Source organism: Pseudoalteromonas sp. T1lg21 (assembly GCF_002964625.1).
GTDB lineage: Bacteria > Pseudomonadota > Gammaproteobacteria > Enterobacterales > Alteromonadaceae > Pseudoalteromonas > Pseudoalteromonas gelatinilytica.
Map to the genome: position 1 here is coordinate 102,869 of NZ_PQBX01000056.1, position 21,342 is coordinate 124,210.

A 21,342-nucleotide genomic window follows, 5' to 3' on the forward strand; every position below is an offset into this window, starting at 1 on the left:
ATCTGTATATGGACGAGCGGTCAAAATGCGCGATAAACGGTACTTAAACTTTGCTCAAAGTTAGATAGTGACTAATAAGAAAGTAATTATTGAAGATAAGATGCTGCAATGAAGATTGTTATTATTTACCCATTACAGCTTTAACATTTTTAAGCTCTCGGCGACTAACTGTCAAAGGCTCTTCATACTGCTTCATCGTAACTGTATGCCCACCTGAAGATGGGCTATTAAGGCTAACAATATGTTGCTTATTCACAAGTGTATTACGGTGAACTCTAAGTAGCTGCAGCGGATAGGTTTGCTCTAGTTGCTTTAAACTTTGCTCAACAAGTGCCTCACCTTCAAAAAACACTACTCGAGTATATTTTTGCTCTGCGATACAGCAAACCACATCATCTACATTAACTCGTCGTATTACACCTGCAAGTTGATAACTAATGTAGTTATTTTCGGGGGCAGTTACTTGAGTACGGTTTAATTTACTCAGTTGTGCCATTGCTTTAGCTAATGCTTGCTCAGAAACAGGTTTAACTAAATAGCCATCAACAGCGAGCTCAAATGCAGTTAGAGCATGTTCTGAATGGGCCGTTAAAAACATAACTGCAGGCGGGATCGAAAACTGTTTTAGCTCTGCGGCCACTTCAAGGCCAGACTGCTTAGGCATATTAATATCAAGCATCACTAAATCGGGCTGTAGTTGCTTACAAAGTTCAATTGCTTGCTCACCATTACTTGCTTCACCAACAATAGTGCAACCCTCATACGCAGCTAATAAACGTTTTATACGTGCCCTTGCTAGTGGTTCATCATCGGCAATCAAAACTTTTATCATGCATCCCTCTGCTTTGGTATTACCAGCTTCACTCTAAATACATCATCACGAATTGTGGTCGTCAGCTGTGCTTTTTGTTGATAGAAAAGCGCCAAACGTTGGCGGATATTATCCAGTGCCATCCCATTTCCTGTTCGTGAGTTATTCACTTCTGCAGCTACAGGATTCGTTATAATAAAGGTATAAGCTTTATCCGATTGATGCATTTCAACAGAAATATTGCCTTGTTCTGCTGGCTCGACGCCATAAAATACCGCATTTTCAATAATTGGCTGTATTGTTAAACACGGAATATCAATGTCTGGCAACTCGCCAGGTAATTGCCAGCTTAATGCTAGGCGTTCGCCATAGCGCCAACGTTCAAGGGCTACATACTGTTGGCACAAAGTAATTTCGTCAACAAGCTTTATGGCTTTACCACTGCGCATAGCAGCCTGTGACAGCGCCGCCAGCGCTAAAATTGCTTGTTCAGCCGCCTCAGCATCATAATGTGTCAGCTCAGCAGCTGTGTTTAAACTATTAAACAAAAAGTGGGGGCGTATTCTGGCTTGTAAGGCATCAAGCTCAGCCTGCGCTAACGCTTTAGTTTGCTGCTCTTTTTGATTATGAATAAGTAAAAATTGGCTGAATAGCGCCGTTACCAAAAATATGATCAGTAAATTGCTGACAATAAAGTTAGCCCTCGACTCCATAGCGAACACATCTGAAAACACTGACAAAAACAGCCAACTAAAAACATACGTTGATGCCAGTAATGTGAATATCAGAATAAATAGCTGCTTTGAATGTGACAGCTCTGTAAGTAAGGCTCGGCACACATACAGTATCGACAAGCTAGAAAGAAAGATTAGATGTAAAAAGCAGCTAAATATAGCAAGGCGTAACCAAACATCACCTAAACTCATGGGTGAGAAGGCGAGCAAAATAGCAATGACTTGGCTGACGATCAGGGTGGCAAGGACACCTCGGGATTGAAAAAGAGCCGCAATCAGCAAGCCGTTTGAATTTGGCTGTTTGCTCATGGGCTCCTCTTTTAACTGTTGACTACTATTTGCTTAGATTAGCGTAGCTCAACAGGAACGGCAAATACTATGTTCTCTTCTTCACCAGGATTTTCAACAACTTGATTGCCACCTAGTTCTTTTAAACGAGTAATAACCTGTTGAACTAAAACTTCTGGTGCAGATGCACCTGCAGTCACACCCACTGCATTGACACTGTTGAACCAATCCGCTTCAACATTACTCGCATCATCAATTAAATAAGCAGTGGTGCCCATTTTGTCAGCAAGTTCACGTAAACGATTTGAGTTAGAGCTATTTTTAGCCCCTACTACAAGCAGCACATCCACTTTATCTGCTAAGTCACGGACTGCATCTTGACGGTTCTGCGTAGCATAACAAATGTCATCTTTACGCGGGCCATCAATTGCCGGAAACTTAGTACGAAGTGCATCAATCACATCTGCCGTATCATCTACAGATAACGTCGTTTGGCTACAGTAAAACAGGTTTTCAGGGTTTTTAACCGTTAGGCCAGCAACATCTTCAGGGGTTTCTACTAAGTAAATACCACCCGCTTCGTTGTCGTACTGCCCCATTGTGCCTTCTACTTCAGGATGACCATGGTGACCAATTAACACGCACTCAGTGCCTTTACGACTTGCGCGTGTTACTTCCATATGCACTTTTGTTACCAGTGGGCACGTGGCATCGAACACTTTAAGGTCGCGACGCTTTGCTTCACTACGAACAGCTTGCGATACACCATGCGCACTGAATATAACAATGCTGTCGTCAGGAACCTGATCTAGCTCTTCAACAAACACAGCACCACGATTTTTTAAGCCATCAACAACATATCGATTGTGAACGACTTCATGGCGCACATAGATTGGCTTTTCAAAGATATCGAGTGCGCGCTCCACAATACTAATTGCACGGTCAACGCCAGCACAAAAGCCGCGTGGATTCGCTAATAAAATATCCATTAACCTGTTACCTCTAAAATATCAACTTCAAAGGTTAAGCGCTGCCCGGCAAGTGGGTGGTTAAAGTCAATCGTGACTGAGTCACCTTGAACTTCACGAACAAGACCTGGTAACTCTGTGCCATCAGGTTGAGTAAAGGCAATAATATTACCAACTTCAGCTGGGGTCTCAGCACCAAACTTGCTGCGGTCTACATAATAAATGTTATCTGGATTTGGTTGACCAAATGCATCTTCAGGCTCTAATGCAAATGACTTGCTGTCACCAGCCATTAAACCGAGTAAACACTTTTCAAAATTTTCTGTCAGGCTACCATCACCCATTCGCAATTTTGCAGGTTTATTATGCACCTTCGTTGAATCGGCTGCTGAGCCATCTTCTAACTTAATTGAGAAATGAAAGATCACTTCAGAGTTTTCACCAATTACAGCTTGGCTCATGCTCGTTGCTCCTTAGGACTTTCGCCTGTGAAGGCATCAAATAAAAGTAATGCGGCACCGATACAAATTGCACAATCGGCAATATTAAAAACAGGAAAGTGCCAGTTTTCGTAATATACATGCAGGAAGTCAATGACATAGCCATAAGCGATGCGGTCGTATAAGTTGCCAATCGCACCGGCTAATACTAACGCATACGCAGAACATAATACTTTGTTAGACGCTGGCAAGCGTTTCAGCCACCACACTAAAAGCACACTGATCGACACTGCAATCAAACTAAAGAACCAGCGCTGCCAGCCACCTGAATCACTTAAAAAGCTAAAGGCCGCACCATAGTTATGTACATAAGTGAAATTAAAAAACGGCAGAATATCAATCGACTCTTCGTAGGCCATGGTACTAACGACAAGTGTTTTTGTCGCATGGTCTACTACTAAAAGTAGTAGACTCAGCCATAACCAAACCAAGCCACTTTTTCCGGCTAGTTTGCTCACAAACAACTCCTATGCGAACTGACGCTGTTCACCATCGCCGTCAACATTGCTTACACAACGGCCACAGATTTCAGGGTGTGCAGGATCAGCACCTACATCATCACAGTAGTGCCAACAACGCTCACACTTTTCAGCGGTTGTTGCTGCAACTTTAATGAATAAACCATCAATCTCAGTCACTTGAGTACCTTCAGGCTGTGCTGTCACAGTTTCAACTGTCACACCTGACGTTAATAGTACAAAGCGCAGTTCATCACCTAATGCAGCTAATTTCGCGCTTAGCTCTTCACCTGCATAAATGTTTACGTTTGCTTGTAGAGTTGCACCAATAACTTCTTCTTTACGAGCGGCTTCTAGCACACGGTTTACTTCATCACGCACGTTTAGGATTGTTAACCAATCATCGTTGCTGAATTTACCTTGTGAAGAGGCTTGCAAGCCATCGTACCATACTGAAGTGAATACAAACTTGTCACGCTCACCTGGTAATGCTTCCCAAATTTCTTGCGCGGTGAAGCTTAAGATCGGTGCCATCCAACGCGTCATTGCTTCGGCAATGTGATAAAGCGCAGTTTGACATGAACGACGCGCATGACTGTCGCTTTTCGCTGTGTATTGACGGTCTTTAATAACGTCTAGGTAGAAAGAACCAAGCTCACCAGTACAGAAGTTCATTAGCTTTTGCGTTACAAGTAGCATTTGATACTTGTCATAAGCCGCTAAGATTTCATCTTGAAGCTCAGCTGCGCGGCCCACAATCCAACGGTCAAGCTCAACCATGTCTTCAATAGCAACTTGATCCGTTTTAGGATCAAAACCATTTAAATTCGCAAGTAAGTAACGGCTCGTGTTACGAATACGACGATAACGGTCTGCTGAACGTTTAAAGATTTCATCAGATACAGTCATTTCAGCTGTAAAATCAGTTGATGCAACCCATAAACGTAAGATGTCAGCACCTAGTTTGTTCATCACGTTTTGTGGCGAAATTACGTTGCCTAATGATTTAGACATCTTGCGGCCATTTTCATCAACGGTGAAACCATGTGTTAGCACTTGCTTATATGGCGCATGACCATTGATAGCAACCGATGTCATCATTGACGACATAAACCAACCACGGTGTTGATCAGAACCTTCTAAGTAAAGATCAGCAGGACCGGTTAAATCTTCACGTGCATCAACCACACATGCGTGTGTCACACCTGAGTCAAACCATACATCCAACGTATCTTGTACTTTCATGTACTGCTCAGCATCATCGCCAAGTAAAGTTGCTGGCTCTAAGTCATACCACGCTTGAATACCTGATTTTTCAACCAGTTTTGCAGCTTCTTCGATAAGCTCTTGTGTATTCGGATGAAGTGCACCCGTGTCTTTATCAACGAATAATGCAATTGGCACACCCCATGTACGTTGACGTGAAATACACCAATCAGGACGACCTTCAACCATGTTTGCAATGCGGCTTTCGCCCCACTCAGGTAACCACTCAGTCTTTTTGATTTCTCTTAATGAATCTTGACGAAGGTTAGCTTGGTCCATACTTACGAACCACTGTGGCGTCGCACGGAAGATAATTGGCGTTTTGTGACGCCAACAATGTGGGTAACTATGTGTAAGCGCATGGTGATGTAATAACGCATTGTTTTCAGTTAATACGTCAATAACGCTCGCATTTGCTTTAAATACGTGCTGACCAGCAAACATTGGTGTGTCAGGTAAGTAAACACCGTTAGCACCAACTGGGTTAGCCACTTCTAAACCATAAGCAAGACCGGCCGCGAAATCCTCTTGACCGTGACCAGGTGCAGTATGAACAACACCAGTACCAGAATCAGTTGTAACGTGATCAGCAACAATCACAGGCACTGTGAAGTCATAGAATGGGTGAGCAACCTGTAAGTTCTCAAGTGCCGCACCTTTCACATAACCTAGTACGTGGTAATGCTTAAAGCCATAACGGTCCATAGCATCTTTAACTAGCTCAGAACCTAAGATTAAACGCTGCTGTGCACCTTCATCGTCAATTTGAACAAGGGCATATTCAAGCTTTTCGTGAACTGCTACTGCACGGTTAGCAGGTAGTGTCCAAGGTGTTGTCGTCCAGATAACAGTACTCACTGCACCAGTACCTGTATGGCCTTCAGCTAGTTCAAACGCATTGATTACAGCATCTTGATCAGCAAATTCGAAGCGTACATCGATTGCTGGAGACTGTTTATCTTGATATTCAACTTCCGCTTCAGCAAGTGCTGAACCACAATCTGTACACCAGTGAACAGGCTTAGCACCTTTGTGTAAGTGACCATTTTTAATGATACGACCAAGAACACGAATCGCATTCGCTTCAAAGTCAAAGTTCATTGTTAAGTAAGGCTTGTCCCAATCACCAAATACACCTAGACGTTTAAAGTCTGTTTTTTGACCTTCAACTTGCTTTTTAGCGTATTCACGACACTTTTCACGGAACTCAGCAGCAGACACTTTCACGCCCGGCTTGCCTACTTTCTTTTCAACCATTAATTCAATTGGTAAACCATGACAATCCCAACCCGGCACGTAAGGTGCATCGAAGTCAGACAGGGTTTTTGACTTAACAATAATATCTTTAAGAATTTTGTTTACCGAGTGGCCTAAATGGATATCACCGTTTGCATACGGAGGGCCGTCATGCAAAATGAAGGTTTTTTTACCTTTTTTAGCGCTGCGAATTTGACCGTAAAGATCGTCTTCATACCATGTTTTAAGCATGTTTGGCTCACGTTGTGCCAAATTGCCGCGCATTGGAAACGCTGTTTCCGGTAAATTCAAAGTATGTTTGTAGTCGCTCATTAATCCTACTTTCCGTATCGGCTACCTAATTTAAACCAAAACACTGTTTAGCGGCGGTTACATCATCTGCAATCTGCGCCGTCAATTGTGTTAATGTCTCGAATTTTTTCTCATCGCGAAGCTTCTTGATTAGCTCCACGTGCATAAATTGTCCATAAATATCTTTCGCAAAGTCGAAAAGATGAACCTCTAACAATGCGCGTGTTCCATTAAATGTGGGTTTGTTGCCAATATTTGCAACCCCAAATAATTCTTTTTCACCAACGGTTGCTCGCACTGCAAATACACCATTTACAGGACATACTTGGCGCTTCAACGCAATATTGGCAGTTCTGAACCCCAACTCACGACCTTTTTCCCAGCCATGAATAACACGTCCAGAAATTGCATAACCATGGCCTAACATGGTTTTTGCATCTTCTAATTGCCCTGCAGCAAGCGCATGGCGAATAAGGGTACTGCTCACTCTATCATTGAGTCTACGAAAACTTGCAGTACTTTTCACATCCATATTTAGCTCAGCGCCCATGGTTTTTAATAGCGCAAAATCACCACGACGACGTTTCCCAAAGCAAAAGTCATCGCCTACTGTCAGCGCTTTAACGCCTAACTTTTCAACCAAAACTGGGCTGACAAACTGCTCTGCTTCCATATTGGCAAATTGCTGATTGAAGCTAATGCAAATCACCCGCTCAACACCTAGCTTTGCTAGTAAGCTGAGCTTATCACGTAGTCGAGTTAAACGCGCAGGTGCATTATCTTTAGCAAAAAACTCTTGTGGCTGAGGCTCAAATAACATCACGGTACTTGGCAATTGATGCTTTTCTGCGTCTTGCAGCAAGCCTTTAATCACTTCTGCATGACCTAAGTGCACGCCATCAAAATTACCAATGGTCAACACACAGCCATAATGCTGCGCGCGAATATTGTGAATACCTCTAATTAACTCCATGCCACCTTTTTGCCTTTATCAGCGAGCCCAAAACATTGATATCGGGCTTGAAGCGCCGATTATAATCTTTTTTTTAGTTTGATTCAGTAGTTGCAACACTTTTTATCGTATTTAGTCGCACACCTAAAATGAACAAGGCTACAAAGTACACAAAAGCAGCAAGTGCCAATAACCCCGTCAATAGCACTACCTGCTCACTAAAGTGCCATGTTTTCCACGCAAATTGCTGGCCAACATACCACACTGAAGCAGCCATTAATAAACTTGAAAACAAACACTTAAAGGTAAAGCTAAGGCTCATCGCAGAAAACTGATAGACGCCATCTTTACGTAATTGATGATACAACAAATAGGCATTACAACTGGCCGACATCGCGGTTGCTAACGCTAACCCCAAATAGCCAATAAAGGGGGCCAACATAATGTTAAACACCATATTTAACACCAGTGTTTTAATACCTATTTTTACAGGGGTTTTAGTATCTTGACGTGAATAAAAACCCGGTGCTAACACCTTGATTAGCATAAAGCTAACCAATCCTACCGAGTAGGCCATCACTCCATAACTAACCGCTTTTACATGATCAACTTCACCATCCTGAAACGCGCCATGGTCAAATAAAACCGTAATAATGAGCGGGCTAATCACCATTAAACCAAACATGGCAGGCAAGCCTAAGAAAATAACAAAGCGCACACCCCAATCAAGGGTTAGCTGGAAATCTTTTGTGCTATTAGTGCTATGTAACTTAGATAATGCGGGCAAAATGACTGTCGCGATACCAATACCAAATAAGCCAAGAGGAAACTCAATTAAACGGTCTGAGTAGTAAAGCCACGCGATAGAGCCGGTCATCAACATCGAGGCAATCATGGTGTCGAGTAACAAGTTTATTTGGCTTATCGAAACACCAAACAAGGCAGGTAGCATGAGCTTTCGAACTTTCTTAACGTTTTCATCTTGCCAGCCCCATTTAGGGCGGCTCAACATACGGGCACGGTACAAAAATGGCAACTGAAACAGTAACTGTACTAAGCCCCCCACAAACACGCCAATGGCAAGTGCGTATGCCCCTACCGAAAATTTATCGTGTAGAAAAACAGCACACGTGATAATTGATACATTCAACAGCACAGGCGTAAATGCAGCCACAGCAAAGCGATTATAGACGTTCATAACCGCACCGCTCAGGGCAACCAGACTCACAAAAAACAAATAAGGGAAAGTCAGCTTTAGCAGCGCACTGGCCAGTACGAACTTTTCGGCATTTTCGCCTCCTTGCCACCAATCGATAAACCAACCGGTACCAAATAATGCTGCGATGACTGGAGAGGCAACCACCCCAAACAGGGTGACAATCAATAAAATGGTGCCTAAGGTGCCGGCTGCTTGAGCCACAAACAACCTCACCTTATCGTCACCTTGTTGCTCTTTTATCTCAGATAAAACCGGTACAAAAGCTTGGGCAAAAGCTCCTTCAGCAAACAAACGTCTTAAAAAGTTAGGAATTCGATTGGCAAATAAAAACACATCGGCTGCGGCACTGGCCCCAAGCAGATTAGCCACAACAGCATCTCGTACTAACCCTAAAACACGTGAAATCATTGTCATTGCACTAACAATCATTCCAGAACGAAATAATCCTTTTGCCACCTTAAACCCATTATCAAAAAACCTTTAAGATGGGCGATTATGCCTAAAATATCTTTAAAGCACTAGGCTCGAACCCGACCCTTTGTTACAATGGCGATATTAACTGCTAAAGCGGCAAATTGATGTTCGTTATAAGGAGCAGTTTTTCTTGAGATGTCAAATTTTCGTTGACATTCATGATAAAAACAGGCATATTCCACGGCCTTTAAATTAAGCTTATTTTAAGATTGTTAGGAGCAAACCTTGGCTAACATCAAGTCTGCAAAAAAACGCGCTATTACGAGCGAAAAAAATCGTCAACATAACGCAAGCCGTCGTTCAATGATGCGCACTTACTTCAAAAAAGTAGTTGCTGCAATTGAAGCGGGCGACAAAGAAGCTGCACAAGCAGCATTCGCTGTTGCAACACCTATCCTAGACCGTTACGCAACTAAAGGTCTTATCCACAAGAACAAAGCAGCTCGTCATAAGAGCCGTTTAGCAGCTAAAATCAAAGCGCTATAATTTGTTTTTGATGAATATAAAAAAACCGGCTTATGCCGGTTTTTTTTTATCTGTAATTTAACAAGGCACGTTTTCACTATGCCTCATTAAACCAGTTAGCTAGACAATTTCGAGTTCTGGGTAAAACTTTTTCAGCATGGCGGCAATTTTCTTAGGTGTGAAAGGTTTTACTACAAACCCTTTAGCGCCCTTCTCAATCGCTTCTTTAACGTTTTCGACCGTTGAATGAGCCGAAACCATCACAACATTCGCTTCAGGCGAAATTTCGTTGATTTGCGAGATAATCTCTTTGCCGTCACCATCGGGTAATTCAATATCTAAGAAGATAATATTGAACTCTTTTTCTTTACATGCGCTTAAACACTGCGCGGCCGTAGAAGCCTCACGCACATTATCGATACCTAGGTGCATCAATGTTTGATTTAAAAAACTGCGAACTGTGCCTACGTCGCCCACAATAAGAATTGAAAGCTGCGTATCCATACTATTCCTCTTAAACTATGAAGATAAACACTCATTGCACTGAAGAGTGTAACGCATTTAAGCTATAAGTGATTTGAATTTGACTATTATATCAAAAACTTCGTTATAATCTCATTATAGAGACCTATGTTTAAAAGGCCAGATAAGCTTTATGTCTAACAAAATAAAAAAACAATCTTTACTTGGTAAAGCACCTGCACGAAAGAAACCAACGCAAGCAAAACGCCAAAGACCCTTAAATCAACAACAAGCGCGCGCACAAGCTGGGCAACAAGCCGCACCTGAAGTCGAACTTAAAAAAAGCAAAACACGTTGGTATACACTTGCCGCGGTTGTATTAATTCTACTAATTACGCCAAAGCCCGTGCTAATCACTTATGAAAAGCTTGGCATGGTCTCACAAAGTGTATTTTGGCCTGGCGTATTTGGCTATGGTGCAAACTTATTTGATTCAACCCTGAGCCCCCGCGCAGACCTTAGGCGCAACGTTATTTACCTATGCCAAGATAAGCGTAACCCAGACACCTGTCAGAAGTATCGTGTGACAGAACAAAGTGGATTTTTTGCTGCCATGAAAAAACTAATAATGGATTAAAAAATCTAATCCGAAAATTAAAAATTACTTGGTTGAAAGCTGTGTAAAAGATCACCATAATGGCGCTCCTTTTTCAACACAGACACGATCAGATACGACCATGCTAAACGAGCTAGATTGGCTTTTAAACTTAACGTTACTTGCACTAGGATTAGGTGCATTTTTTATTAACCAGCTTACATTACTGCGTTTTGCGGCGATTAGCGCGTGTAGTTTATTATTTTTATCGTTTAGTTTAGATCTCATGTCATCGAGCGTTATCTCAAATATGAGCTTGGTGTTGATCAATACATTTTATTTATTCAAGGTCTACACATTTGGCCAGTTGAATATCAATCAAGGTTAATCTTCTCCTAAGATAAATTGATAGAATAGGCTATCCCATCTATCAGCTTTTATGCCCGAGCAGCCCTCTGCTTGGGCTTTTTTTTACTTACAAAATAATTGAACTGAGATACCATAAACGGCGTATATATACCCAAGCCACCTCAAGATGCAGAATTCAGCGTTTCACAGGTGCTTAATATCAAGGCGTTACTTTGCAAGAATGGTAGTCCCTTTTAAGAAGTAACAACGATGAGAGTGAGTGCCTGTGAAACGCCCGGAGGGTTGGTTTAAAAGGGATTTATACTGCGTTATTGATTTTAACAATAGAACCACTATTATTTGCAATCAATGCCTTGCCTAAATCGCTTTTAATTCCAACTGAAACTCGCACCTTGAGATGGTTTGGGTATAGAAAATTTTGGGGTACATTATGTCATTAAACGACTTCGACTTATTTCTTTCATCAATGGAAGACGTAAAACCTCTCAAACATGACACTGTTCAATTTGATTCTACAAAACTAGGCCCTTCTTTAGCTCAGCAAGAAAAACGCAAAGCAGCTGAGTGTGATTTAGCAATTGACGAGAATTATTTACGCAGTGAATTCGTTGAGCTATTAGATCCCCATGCAATACTGGCATTCAAAAAAGATGGCGTACAAGGCCAAGTATACAAAAACCTTCGTTTAGCTAAGTATCAACTCGATGCCACACTTGATTTGCATGGCCAACCTCTCAATCGAGCTCGCAGTACGTTATTTAATTTTATAGATGACTGCCACAAACGAAATATTCGTGTCGTGCTTATTCGTCATGGGATTGGCATCAAAAACAAATCTCAACCGGGCATATTAAAGAGCTACACCAATAAGTGGCTGCAAGAAATTCCAGCGGTTTTAGCCTTTCATAGCGCCCTTAAGCATCATGGTGGTAGCGGTGCAACGTATGTGATGATTAAAAAGTCAGACGAGAAGAAACACGAGAACAGAGAAATCCATTCAAAAAGAAGTTAAGAGAATAAAGGATTAAAGTGCAGCATCAATACATGCTGCACATACTAATTGTGATTGGTTGGTTATGATTGGCTAACTTCAATAACCTGAGCTGGCTGATCTGATGCATTCGCTTGATTAAACCATGCTGAAACACCAAGAACAATTACTGACACTACGACTAGACTAAATTTAGCTCCACCTTGATTAGATTTCATAACGCCTCTTTTTTATTATTGTTTTTTTATTGAGCAACAACAGCATAGCAAAGTTACAGATGTTAACAAGGTGTATATTAAACTAATTTGTAATGTGTCAATAACCTTTTGTTCTATCAACCTGATTTATTAGACTTTCACCTTCAATTAACCTTTTGACATTACCCGCGATTTGCAGCGTCACAGTCTCTAAATCTGACAATGCAGCACAGTGAGGTGTTAAGGTCACCTTTTCATGAAACCAATAAGGATGCACCTTAGGTAAAGGCTCTTCGCTGAACACATCAAGGGTAGCGCCACGTAATTGCTCACTATCAAGTGCCTCGAGCAAATCTTCATCGACAACATGCTTGCCTCTGGCAACATTAATAAGCACCGCATGATTTTGCAATTTACTTAGCAGTGATTTGTTAATGATACCCTGAGTGTGTTGGTTAAGTGGCAACAAGCACACGAGATAATCAATTTGACCAAGCATGTCATCTAATCCCTGCTGTGTATAATAGGTATTTACTTCAGCGTCGTGTTTTTCACTTTTAGACCAAGCACTCACTTTAAAGCCATTCGCGAGTAAACGCTTTGCACAGGCTTTACCTAGTTCGCCATAACCTAAGATACCCACATGTTGATGTGAATACGCTCGCTTTGGCTTCCACATGCAGGCTGATTGTTTTAAATAATATTCTTTAAGTCTAAGCTTGTGTGCTAATACATGGCTCAACACATACTCTGCCATATCATTAGCAAGGTTATCATCAACAATTCTAACAACGGGAACATGCGCAGCTATCTTCGTTAAGTCGATGCTATCAACGCCTGCACCAAATGAAGAAACTGCTTTTAAATTTACTAGCTTAGGCCATAAATCAGCAGGGGCATTCCAAGCCAGTACAAACTCTACAGCTTCGTAGTCGGTGCATTCAGACCAGAGCTGCACGTCAACCTCTGGTAATAACGCTTGTAATCGAGCAATTAATTGGCTGCAATCTCGGCCTGTTACAGCTACAAGTAAAATCATTGTCTTCTCCATTTTGCCTCGTACTCGAAGCGCTCTTTAAAAAGTCACACAACTGCAACCTAACTGTCACAGCGAACTCTTACCCTAACCTCATCGCTGAATGCGTTTATGTTTGAGGTTTGTATGATCAGTGTTGATAAAGTAATAGAAGCAAATTTACCACAGTTAGAAAATTCACCAAAAGTAAAAGGCTTAGTAAAGAAAGGTCTGGGTTATTTATTACATGAGCAAGAGTTTGTTGCCTTTGGTGATGCATACCCACACTTACAAGGACTTGAGTTTGTAGAGCAAGTACTTGATGAGCTAGACTTTGACACGCGCTACAAGCCAAAGCAAATGGAACATATTCCTAGTGAAGGTAATGTCGTCATTGTGGCTAACCACCCTATCGGTTCTCTTGATGCATTAGCGCTAATAAAAGTCTTATCAAGTGTGCGCCCTGACTTAAAAGTCGTTGCAAACCGCATGCTGATGTCAATCACTCCGATGCACTCATTACTCCTACCCGTTGATAACCTCTCTGGTACAAGCAAAAAGAAAGAGCTGGCTAATATCCAACAGCATTTAAAATCAGACGGTGCGTTATTAATCTTTCCTGCAGGAGAGGTGTCACGCTTAAGTCCAACGGGCATTAAAGACTGTAAATGGAATACTGGCTTTTTACGTATGGCAAAGAAAGCCAACGCACCTATTTTGCCAATTTACATTAAAGCGAAAAACAGCCCGTTATTCTATGGCACCTCAATGATCTACAAACCCTTAGCCAGTTTGTTATTAGTCAAAGAGATGTTTAAACAACGACAAAAATCATTAGAGTTTGAAATTGGCGCGTCCATCCCACCTGAGTCATATTTAATCGAGAATTTAAAAGATAAAGAAATAGCTCAGCTGATAAGAAAGCAACTGTATCGACTTATCACTAAAAAACCGCTGCCGTTAAAAACGCAAACCCCCATTGCCAGCCCAGAAGCAACGAAAGACCTTAAAAAAGCCATTGAAGAGTGTGAGCTATTAGGTGAAACCTCTGATGGTATGAAAATTTACTTATACCAATACTGTGGTAGCTCACCAATTTTCCGTGAACTAGGACGACTACGTGAAATTGCGTTTCGGGCAGTCGGTGAAGGCAGTGGCAAACGCCGAGATATAGATAAATACGACATGGATTATCAACACCTTGTACTTTGGGATGCTAAACAACTTGAACTAGTTGGCGCATACCGACTTGCCTGCGCACAAGACATTATAAAACAACATGGCCGCAAAGGTTTATACACCGATAGCCTATTTAGCTACAGCGATGCTATGACGCCGTATTTTGAAAAAGGCATTGAGCTTGGTCGCAGCTTCGTGCAACCCAAATACTGGGGTAGAAAAAGCCTAGATTATTTATGGTTTGGCATCGGCGCATTTGTGAACCGATACCCGCAATACCGCTATTTGTTTGGCGCAGTCAGCGTGTCTAACGCACTCCCTGAGCAAGCAAAATCACTCCTCGTTCATTATTACCAACATTATTATGGTGCTAAACAAGTGTTAGCTATCCCCAATAATGAATATCGCCATACCGAATCACAAAAAGAACAATGTGCTCAGTTATTTGCTGGGGATGACATTAAAGAAGACTTTGTTGAACTTAAGCATGTACTTGCCAATATTGGCGCGCAAGTCCCTACCTTATTTAAACAATACACGGAGCTTTGCGAACCTGGTGGCGTACAGTTTTTAAGTTTTAGCATCGACCCTGAGTTTAATAACTGCATTGATGGATTAGTGCTTGTCGACTTAGATAAAGTAAAAGCGAGTAAGGCCAAACGATACTTAGGACAGGCACGAGAATAGTCGTTATAAAATAACTAAAAGGAAAAAGTCGGCATATTCGCCGACTTTTTCATTTTTAACTAAATATATTTCTAAGCGCAGCTGAATATATTTGCTCAATGGTGATTAAGTCTGCGATTGGGACATGCTCATTAACTTGATGAATGGTATGGTTTCTCACGCCACATTCAATCACCTGAGTATGCTCATTAGCAAAAAAGCGGCCATCAGATGTGCCACCACTAGTACTAAGCATCGGAAAGCTGCCAGTGATTTCATGCACGGCTTGTTCAAGCTGCTGCAACAAGCAATTGCTGGCACGATGCAAGGTATAAAATGATTCGCACGGGCGCTCCCAAACAAGCGTTAGCTGGGATGCTAAATCTGCCAACGCAAACTGAATTTCTTCTTTAACGTCTTTACTTTTGTAGCCATGACTATAACGCACGTTAAACGTTAGCTCACACTGAGCAGGAACAAGATTATCCACCACATTGGCAATATTAATGCCGGTTACTTGTAGTGTTGTTGCCGAACCGGCTTCATCTTTGTGCCAGCTAATTGCCGTTAAGCGCTTTACAACCTCTGCACTTAAATGGGCTGCATTTATGGTGTTTTCAGGATAAGCAACATGGCCAGCTTTACCTTCAATAGATAATCGAGCCGACAACGCCCCCCGTCTGCCATTTTTAATGGTATCACCCACATGCTGATGACTCGTCGGTTCACCAACTAGGCAACCATCAAGCACAACACCTTGTTTGGCTAGACGCTCAGCAATCAATAAGGAGCCGTATTCAGCCTCACCCTCTTCATCTGAGGTAATTAACCAGTAGAATGTACCGTGCTTATTGCTCTTTTGCGCTAAAAAACGTTTTGTTGCGCAAAGCATAGCAGCAACACCGCCTTTCATATCTGCTGCGCCGCGGCCATAGACACTGCCATCGACTATCTCGCCACTAAAAGGATCAACTCGCCAATCACCCTGCGCAGCGGGTACCACATCAATATGGCCAGAAAAAGCAACGATAGGGCCTTCACCAAAGGTGATTTTAGCAATTAAATTAGAAACATGATTAAAGCTAAATACCTCACAATCAAAGCCGAGCTGGCTTAAATTACTTTCAAGCCAATCAATTGCACCCGCTTGAGCAGGTGTGACCGATTTAAATCGGAGCAAGGTTTGTAATGTTTCAACCACCTCAGATTGCACCGACAGGTGCGTTACTAACTCTGCATTTGATATCAAACTCATAATAACCCTAGTCAGTTAGAAAGCTAGGGTTATTACAACGAGAGTTTATGACCGCAGTGTGAAACTTAAATTAATGATTTCCTTCTTCAATAAGTGTTTCTTGGGTCACCTTGGCTATGTCTTTATCTTCTTTGGTTAATTGTGTTCGTTGCCAACGACCTGCTGCGAACCAAAGATAAGTAATGATTGCCACAAGTACATTGGTGATAGCAAAGGAATACCATATGCCCTGTGGTCCCAGTGAAGTATGCTTAGACAAAATATACGCGGCAGGAAATTGAATAACACATTGCGAAAGCAGTGACACTACCATCGCATTTAGCATGTTTCCTGAAGCCCTAAATGCAGCGACTACGCAAAGCTGCACGCCTATCCCGCCCCAAGTTAAGCACATGACACGAATAAACTCTGCACCACCAGCAATCACAGACTCATCATCAGGAATGAAAAAAGCCACCAAGTATTCAGCAAACAAATAAGCAATCACGCCCACGGATGTCAGGCCTAGTAACCCCCAAAGCGAGGCTAAGCGTGTTATTTGTGCCGCACGCTGCGGGTTTCCTGCTCCCATGTTTTGACCCACCAAGGTCGAAACAGCCATTGAAAGGCCCATTGCAGGGATCATCACCATTTGCAAAATATTAGAGCCAACACCATAAGAAGCAATGGTGTGCGTACCAAAGCTGGCAACCAAAAACGACATTATGATTAAACCAAATGCTCTCGCTGAAAGCTCAACCGAGCCTGGTGCCCCTAAAAAGAAGGCTTGCTTCATATATTGCCAGTCAGGTTTAAAGCTTGAGAGTTTAAGTTGAATTCCATGACGCCCCCGCAAAAATACCCATACTCCAATTGCAGCCGCTAAGCTTTGCGTGATAAGTGTGGCTAATGCAGCGCCCATTACACCAAACCCAGAGAAATTACCAAACCCAAAAATCAGTAAAGGGTCGAGTACAAAATTGAGTAATACAGTACCGCTTACTATATACAGTGGCACTTTGGTTTGCCCGATACCACGCATTAAGGCTTGGAACATGGCATAAATAAACACAAACACAACACCAATAAAGGATACATGCATAAATTTAAGGGCATCACCAAACACTTGCTCTTCAACGCCTAACAAAGTCAAAAAGTATGGCGATAACACATAACCTGCTAAACCAAGCATCGAAGCCGTAAGCGTCACCATCAACATGGTTTGCGCAGCAACATGATTAACCTTATCTTGCTGGCCAGCTCCCATGTACTGAGCAGATAAAATAGCCCCCGCCATCGCTAAACCTGAACCAATTGCAATCACTAAAAAGGTAACAGGCATACTGACAGAAACGGCCGCTACTTGCTCCGCCCCTAAGCGCCCTACCCAAAATGCATCTGTTAATTGATAAGCAGACTGCAAAATATTGATTAAGATGATCGGGATACCTAATTTAAGTAACGCTTTTGAAATCGAGCCATGAAGAAATAAATGCTGAGGATCAGCCATGAAAAACACCTAATAAGCAAACAACACCCTTAGTTTAACAGCCGTAGCTGAATATAGAGTCAATAACAGTCAATCTTTTTTTCGCCGTACCTGTTTAAAAACTTAATCTAAATCAATAAATGACTTCACTGTGTTCAAACATTTTTGAAACTTTGATCTAGAACAGGTTTTGTCCGCTGCAACTTGGTAATAATAGCCTCAACCAAATCAGACAAGTAGTTCGCGGAGAACAACATGAAAACTAAATTAAGCATTGCATTACTTACTTCACTATTAGCACTCTCTCCTGTTGCAAACGCAAACTTAAGCGTGAACGTAGGTGCAATTAATGTAAACCCTGATAACGACAGCTCAAAAATCAATGAAGCGCCAACGTTAGGCCTACGTGCGGATGATGATACTCAGCTAGGTATTACTGTAGATTACGCGCTTGATGACAACTGGGTAATTGAATTAGTAGCAGCAACACCATTTAGTCATGATGTTCAAGGCGCAGGTGGTTTAGCTGGTAACAAAATCGCGACTATCAAGCATTTACCACCAACACTTTTAGCGCAATACCACTTTTTAGACTCAACGTATAAGTTCCGTCCATTTGTGGGTGTAGGTCTTAACTATACAACTTTCTTTGATGAGCAACCTTCTGCGGCTTTAAAAGCAACACTAGGTACTGACGATGTAGAAGTTAAACTAGATGACTCTTTCGGCATTGCAGCTCAAGCAGGTTTTAACTACATGATGAGTGAAAACTGGGGTCTGCATGGCATGGTTTCACTTATTGATATCGAAACTGACGCAACTGTTTATGCAGACGGTGCAAAAGCGCTAACTTCAACAGTAAAAATTGACCCAGTTGTTGCTATGTTCGGTGTGAAATACAAATTCTAACTTTCATTTTGTGAAAGCCCATACGCACAAAAAGGCCATTTATTGGCCTTTTTTATTTTCGCTCGCTTCCTAGTACCAAATTGCTATTTATCTAAATTCTAAGACAAATTCCTCCAACCAATAAAATTGAACTACACTTACTTACTAAGCTACACCTTTATTATTGGTTATTAAGTCGCCAGTATAAAATATCGTCGAAACAATGCCAAAGAGCAGGCAATATCTGAATTTTCAGAGCTGGTCAATTGTTGTCCCTATTAGCCAGCAATTATAAAATAACCATAATAATTTTGACGTATAGAATGTAAATTGCGTGATAACGAGGGGCGTTAGTTGAAAATATTTTTTAATTCTTTAGTTCTGCTTACGTGTCTTAATTTAACAGCATGTAAGGTAAAAGACCCGAACGAAGATAAACCAGATGAGCAAACGCAGATCGCAATCAGCGATCGCGAAAAGCTGCTTGCGGGTAGTGCAAATATTTCTTTTACGATCACCGATGAAAATCAAACACCTCTTAGCAATATCAGTGTTACCTTAGCAGGGCAAACCTATCAGTCTGATAGCGATGGTACAATAAGTATTAGTAACCTTGCTTATGGCAATCATGCGATTATGGTTGAGCAAGCGGGATATTTTCCGCGAGCAAGTATTGTCGTTAATCAACCTGACTCATCAACAAAGACAGTTCAACTCCAAACTAAAGCATCGAGCAGTAAAAGCCTTTTATTTGCTGGCGATACTATGTTTGGCCGTCGTTATTTAGATCCCAATTTAAAAACCATGGGCACGTCTATTCCCGATGTAACTGATGCCTTGATCCACCCAGATACCGCAGGAGCAGACAGCATTGCAATTACTGCGGATGTCGCAGCGTTATTTCAAAATGCTGACTTTGCGTCTGTAAATTTAGAGTCGCCAGTGACGACTAATCCTGCAACCGTCCATCCAACCAAAGAGTTTAGCTTTTTTAGTCTACCAGACTCACTACAAGGGCTCACTGAGATAGGCATAGATTATGTTGGTCTTGGAAATAACCATATCTACGATTACTTGCAATCCGGCTTAGAAGATACCCTCATTGAAGTAAGCAATGCAGGTTTACTTCATAGCGGTGCAGGTCTTGATGAGAGTCAAGCAATGACTACCGCCAGTAAAACGCTCGATAATGTAACTCTGGTGTTATTTGCCGCTACCTCGATTACTGGTGAAGAACATGAATATAGTTATATTGCTGATTTAACAAAAGGCGGGGCCGCAAATTTAACCAACTCAGATACCGTTAGATCATCATTAGAAGAACAGGATTCTTCGCAATTTATCATTGCCCAAATGCATGGTGGAGATGAATACACCTACTCACCTTCAAGCTATATTGGCAGTCGCTTTGAAGCATTATCAAAACAAAATACAGATCTCCTTATTGCTCATCACCCTCATGTGGCGCAAGGTTTTGCTGTTTATAACGATATTCCAGCAGTGCTGGGGTTGGGTAACTTTGTCTTTGATCAACCTCGCCTTGATACCTTACTCGGTGTTGCAGTAATGATCGATTTAAATACCAATACGCAAACCGTCAACCGGGCTTTTGCTTATCCTATTTTTGTTGAAGATTATAAACCACGGTTCACAACAGGATTTCTAACTCACTACTTATTAAGACGCCTTGCTGAGTTTTCTGATGACAATATCACTTTAATTCCTCGTGATAATTATGGTGAAGTCTATTTCAGCCAAAACCAAGCAACACAGAGCACAACTGACGTTACGATTGAGGTAGATGGCAGCAGCGACATTATTGACTTACGACAATACAGCCCTTCATCGGCGGCATTTTTATCATCAATAGAAGTAACCAGCGGCGAGCTCAGCAGTGCGGTATTTGGACGCGATATAATGGTGTTTGGCGATTTTGAAGATTGGGATAACGACAGCGAAGCATTTGAAGTGAGCCGCTGGGATCATACTAGTGACAGTGTATTTCCATGTACAGATAAACCTTATGCAGGCATACAAGCGCTGTGCTCTAGTAGAGATGAGTTCGATAATACGCCATCGATAATACCGTTTAGACACACAATGCGAGTGATGGAACTCACAGATGAAAATGGCGATCCACTACTGAGTAAAGACTTCTCTTTTTATGGTTATTTACAAGCAGAAAACGGTGGAAAAATTGATGCGCTTTTGAGTTATACAACCGAAATTGACGACCTTACTTTTTCACAGCATAAAATTGATGTAAGTGAAGGGGGTGATCAAGCATGGCACGCTTTTAGCCATGACTTTAGTTTACCGTCAGATGAATTCACTTTAGGACCAAAAGAACTTCCACCAAGGGGCGTAAAACTACAATTTAGGCATTACGCACCAAGTACAGGTGAAGCAATCTCTCGCTTAGATAATGTTGCACTAATTAGCTGGCAAGATGCTATCAGCTTAGATAATGGACTATGGCAAACCGAGAAAATGCACGGTTTTGACTTTTTAAAGATCTCAGCAAGTAATGATACGAATGTAAAACTTACATTCACAATACTTGATTAAGGAGGA

At 41.7% G+C, this 21,342-nt stretch carries 20 protein-coding genes; 7 read left to right on the forward strand and 13 right to left on the reverse strand.

Annotation, left to right across the window (positions count from 1 at the left end):
• Positions 1 to 121 precede the first annotated feature (121 nt).
• From C2M25_RS10900 to murJ, 8 genes are all read right to left on the reverse strand, one after another.
• Positions 122 to 832 (reverse strand): LytR/AlgR family response regulator transcription factor, encoded by a 711-nt coding sequence (locus C2M25_RS10900; protein WP_325051034.1) that lies wholly within the window; start codon positions 830 to 832, stop codon positions 122 to 124.
• Complete coding sequence (locus tag C2M25_RS10905; RefSeq protein WP_063700186.1) at positions 829 to 1,854, reverse strand: sensor histidine kinase; 1,026 nt, start codon at positions 1,852 to 1,854, stop codon at positions 829 to 831. The genes C2M25_RS10900 and C2M25_RS10905 overlap by 4 nt, the downstream gene beginning before the upstream one ends.
• 38 nt (positions 1,855 to 1,892) lie before the next feature.
• Positions 1,893 to 2,822 carry a 4-hydroxy-3-methylbut-2-enyl diphosphate reductase gene (ispH, locus tag C2M25_RS10910; RefSeq protein WP_063700188.1) on the reverse strand — a complete coding sequence of 310 codons (930 nt, stop codon included), beginning with the start codon at positions 2,820 to 2,822 and terminating at the stop codon, positions 1,893 to 1,895.
• Positions 2,822 to 3,262, reverse strand: coding sequence for an FKBP-type peptidyl-prolyl cis-trans isomerase (gene fkpB / locus C2M25_RS10915; RefSeq protein WP_063700190.1), 441 nt, complete (start codon positions 3,260 to 3,262; stop codon positions 2,822 to 2,824). The genes ispH and fkpB overlap by 1 nt, the downstream gene beginning before the upstream one ends.
• Complete coding sequence (gene lspA, locus C2M25_RS10920) at positions 3,259 to 3,759, reverse strand: signal peptidase II (RefSeq protein WP_063700192.1); 501 nt, start codon at positions 3,757 to 3,759, stop codon at positions 3,259 to 3,261. The genes fkpB and lspA overlap by 4 nt, the downstream gene beginning before the upstream one ends.
• 9 nt (positions 3,760 to 3,768) lie before the next feature.
• Complete coding sequence (ileS, locus tag C2M25_RS10925) at positions 3,769 to 6,594, reverse strand: isoleucine--tRNA ligase (protein WP_063700195.1); 2,826 nt, start codon at positions 6,592 to 6,594, stop codon at positions 3,769 to 3,771.
• A 25-nt stretch (positions 6,595 to 6,619) separates the two neighbouring features.
• The gene (gene ribF, locus C2M25_RS10930) at positions 6,620 to 7,546 is read right to left on the reverse strand and encodes a bifunctional riboflavin kinase/FAD synthetase (protein ID WP_105181095.1); all 927 of its coding nucleotides are present in this window, start codon (positions 7,544 to 7,546) and stop codon (positions 6,620 to 6,622) included.
• Between the two features lie 73 nt (positions 7,547 to 7,619).
• On the reverse strand, positions 7,620 to 9,200 hold the full coding sequence (gene murJ / locus C2M25_RS10935; RefSeq protein WP_267894572.1) for a murein biosynthesis integral membrane protein MurJ: 1,581 nt from the start codon (positions 9,198 to 9,200) through the stop codon (positions 7,620 to 7,622).
• A 243-nt stretch (positions 9,201 to 9,443) separates the two neighbouring features.
• Here murJ and rpsT point away from each other — a divergent pair, with 243 nt between their 5' ends.
• Entirely contained in the window at positions 9,444 to 9,704 is a 261-nt protein-coding gene (gene rpsT / locus C2M25_RS10940) for a 30S ribosomal protein S20 (RefSeq protein ID WP_036967030.1), read from the forward strand.
• Positions 9,705 to 9,803: 99 nt separating this feature from the next.
• Here rpsT and C2M25_RS10945 read toward each other — a convergent pair whose 3' ends face one another.
• The gene (locus C2M25_RS10945; RefSeq protein ID WP_105181096.1) at positions 9,804 to 10,187 is read right to left on the reverse strand and encodes a response regulator; all 384 of its coding nucleotides are present in this window, start codon (positions 10,185 to 10,187) and stop codon (positions 9,804 to 9,806) included.
• A gap of 151 nt (positions 10,188 to 10,338) precedes the next feature.
• On the opposite strand from C2M25_RS10945, the gene C2M25_RS10950 reads away from it, so the two are divergent.
• From C2M25_RS10950 to smrA, 3 genes are all read left to right on the forward strand, one after another.
• Positions 10,339 to 10,782: a hypothetical protein gene (locus C2M25_RS10950; protein WP_105181097.1), complete on the forward strand. Its 444-nt coding sequence runs from the start codon at positions 10,339 to 10,341 to the stop codon at positions 10,780 to 10,782.
• A 100-nt stretch (positions 10,783 to 10,882) separates the two neighbouring features.
• The gene (locus C2M25_RS10955) at positions 10,883 to 11,128 is read left to right on the forward strand and encodes a hypothetical protein (RefSeq protein ID WP_054551958.1); all 246 of its coding nucleotides are present in this window, start codon (positions 10,883 to 10,885) and stop codon (positions 11,126 to 11,128) included.
• Positions 11,129 to 11,539: 411 nt separating this feature from the next.
• The gene (gene smrA / locus C2M25_RS10960) at positions 11,540 to 12,121 is read left to right on the forward strand and encodes a DNA endonuclease SmrA (RefSeq protein WP_063700202.1); all 582 of its coding nucleotides are present in this window, start codon (positions 11,540 to 11,542) and stop codon (positions 12,119 to 12,121) included.
• A 62-nt stretch (positions 12,122 to 12,183) separates the two neighbouring features.
• Here smrA and C2M25_RS22200 read toward each other — a convergent pair whose 3' ends face one another.
• Both C2M25_RS22200 and C2M25_RS10965 read right to left on the reverse strand, forming a co-directional pair.
• A complete protein-coding gene (locus tag C2M25_RS22200; protein ID WP_267894573.1) occupies positions 12,184 to 12,318 on the reverse strand; it encodes a hypothetical protein in 135 nt (44 codons plus the stop codon).
• A gap of 97 nt (positions 12,319 to 12,415) precedes the next feature.
• Positions 12,416 to 13,336, reverse strand: a complete 921-nt coding sequence (locus C2M25_RS10965; protein ID WP_105181098.1) for a 2-hydroxyacid dehydrogenase — start codon at positions 13,334 to 13,336, stop codon at positions 12,416 to 12,418.
• A 123-nt stretch (positions 13,337 to 13,459) separates the two neighbouring features.
• Between C2M25_RS10965 and C2M25_RS10970 the strand changes: the two genes are divergently transcribed.
• Positions 13,460 to 15,178, forward strand: coding sequence for a lysophospholipid acyltransferase family protein (locus C2M25_RS10970; protein ID WP_105181099.1), 1,719 nt, complete (start codon positions 13,460 to 13,462; stop codon positions 15,176 to 15,178).
• Between the two features lie 55 nt (positions 15,179 to 15,233).
• On the opposite strand, the gene dapE is transcribed toward C2M25_RS10970, so the two are convergent.
• Together dapE and C2M25_RS10980 are read right to left on the reverse strand one after the other, a co-directional pair.
• Complete coding sequence (gene dapE / locus C2M25_RS10975) at positions 15,234 to 16,412, reverse strand: succinyl-diaminopimelate desuccinylase (RefSeq protein WP_105181100.1); 1,179 nt, start codon at positions 16,410 to 16,412, stop codon at positions 15,234 to 15,236.
• A gap of 70 nt (positions 16,413 to 16,482) precedes the next feature.
• Positions 16,483 to 17,901, reverse strand: a complete 1,419-nt coding sequence (locus tag C2M25_RS10980; RefSeq protein WP_105181101.1) for an MATE family efflux transporter — start codon at positions 17,899 to 17,901, stop codon at positions 16,483 to 16,485.
• Between the two features lie 234 nt (positions 17,902 to 18,135).
• On the opposite strand from C2M25_RS10980, the gene C2M25_RS10985 reads away from it, so the two are divergent.
• Both C2M25_RS10985 and C2M25_RS10990 read left to right on the forward strand, forming a co-directional pair.
• Positions 18,136 to 18,789, forward strand: a complete 654-nt coding sequence (locus C2M25_RS10985) for an OmpW/AlkL family protein (RefSeq protein WP_105174647.1) — start codon at positions 18,136 to 18,138, stop codon at positions 18,787 to 18,789.
• Positions 18,790 to 19,122: 333 nt separating this feature from the next.
• Positions 19,123 to 21,336 carry a CapA family protein gene (locus C2M25_RS10990; protein ID WP_105181102.1) on the forward strand — a complete coding sequence of 738 codons (2,214 nt, stop codon included), beginning with the start codon at positions 19,123 to 19,125 and terminating at the stop codon, positions 21,334 to 21,336.
• Positions 21,337 to 21,342 lie beyond the last annotated feature (6 nt).

Coding starts and splice junctions, on each gene's coding strand:
- C2M25_RS10965 (WP_105181098.1), bottom strand. CDS start 13,336: ATGATTTTACTTGTAGCTGTAACAGGCCGAGATTGCAGCCAATTAATT.
- ispH (WP_063700188.1), bottom strand. CDS start 2,822: ATGGATATTTTATTAGCGAATCCACGCGGCTTTTGTGCTGGCGTTGAC.
- C2M25_RS10900 (WP_325051034.1), bottom strand. CDS start 832: ATGATAAAAGTTTTGATTGCCGATGATGAACCACTAGCAAGGGCACGT.
- C2M25_RS22200 (WP_267894573.1), bottom strand. CDS start 12,318: ATGAAATCTAATCAAGGTGGAGCTAAATTTAGTCTAGTCGTAGTGTCA.
- ileS (WP_063700195.1), bottom strand. CDS start 6,594: ATGAGCGACTACAAACATACTTTGAATTTACCGGAAACAGCGTTTCCA.
- ribF (WP_105181095.1), bottom strand. CDS start 7,546: ATGGAGTTAATTAGAGGTATTCACAATATTCGCGCGCAGCATTATGGC.
- C2M25_RS10980 (WP_105181101.1), bottom strand. CDS start 17,901: ATGGCTGATCCTCAGCATTTATTTCTTCATGGCTCGATTTCAAAAGCG.
- smrA (WP_063700202.1), top strand. CDS start 11,540: ATGTCATTAAACGACTTCGACTTATTTCTTTCATCAATGGAAGACGTA.
- C2M25_RS10950 (WP_105181097.1), top strand. CDS start 10,339: ATGTCTAACAAAATAAAAAAACAATCTTTACTTGGTAAAGCACCTGCA.
- C2M25_RS10905 (WP_063700186.1), bottom strand. CDS start 1,854: ATGAGCAAACAGCCAAATTCAAACGGCTTGCTGATTGCGGCTCTTTTT.
- C2M25_RS10970 (WP_105181099.1), top strand. CDS start 13,460: ATGATCAGTGTTGATAAAGTAATAGAAGCAAATTTACCACAGTTAGAA.
- C2M25_RS10985 (WP_105174647.1), top strand. CDS start 18,136: ATGAAAACTAAATTAAGCATTGCATTACTTACTTCACTATTAGCACTC.
- dapE (WP_105181100.1), bottom strand. CDS start 16,412: ATGAGTTTGATATCAAATGCAGAGTTAGTAACGCACCTGTCGGTGCAA.
- C2M25_RS10955 (WP_054551958.1), top strand. CDS start 10,883: ATGCTAAACGAGCTAGATTGGCTTTTAAACTTAACGTTACTTGCACTA.
- fkpB (WP_063700190.1), bottom strand. CDS start 3,262: ATGAGCCAAGCTGTAATTGGTGAAAACTCTGAAGTGATCTTTCATTTC.
- C2M25_RS10945 (WP_105181096.1), bottom strand. CDS start 10,187: ATGGATACGCAGCTTTCAATTCTTATTGTGGGCGACGTAGGCACAGTT.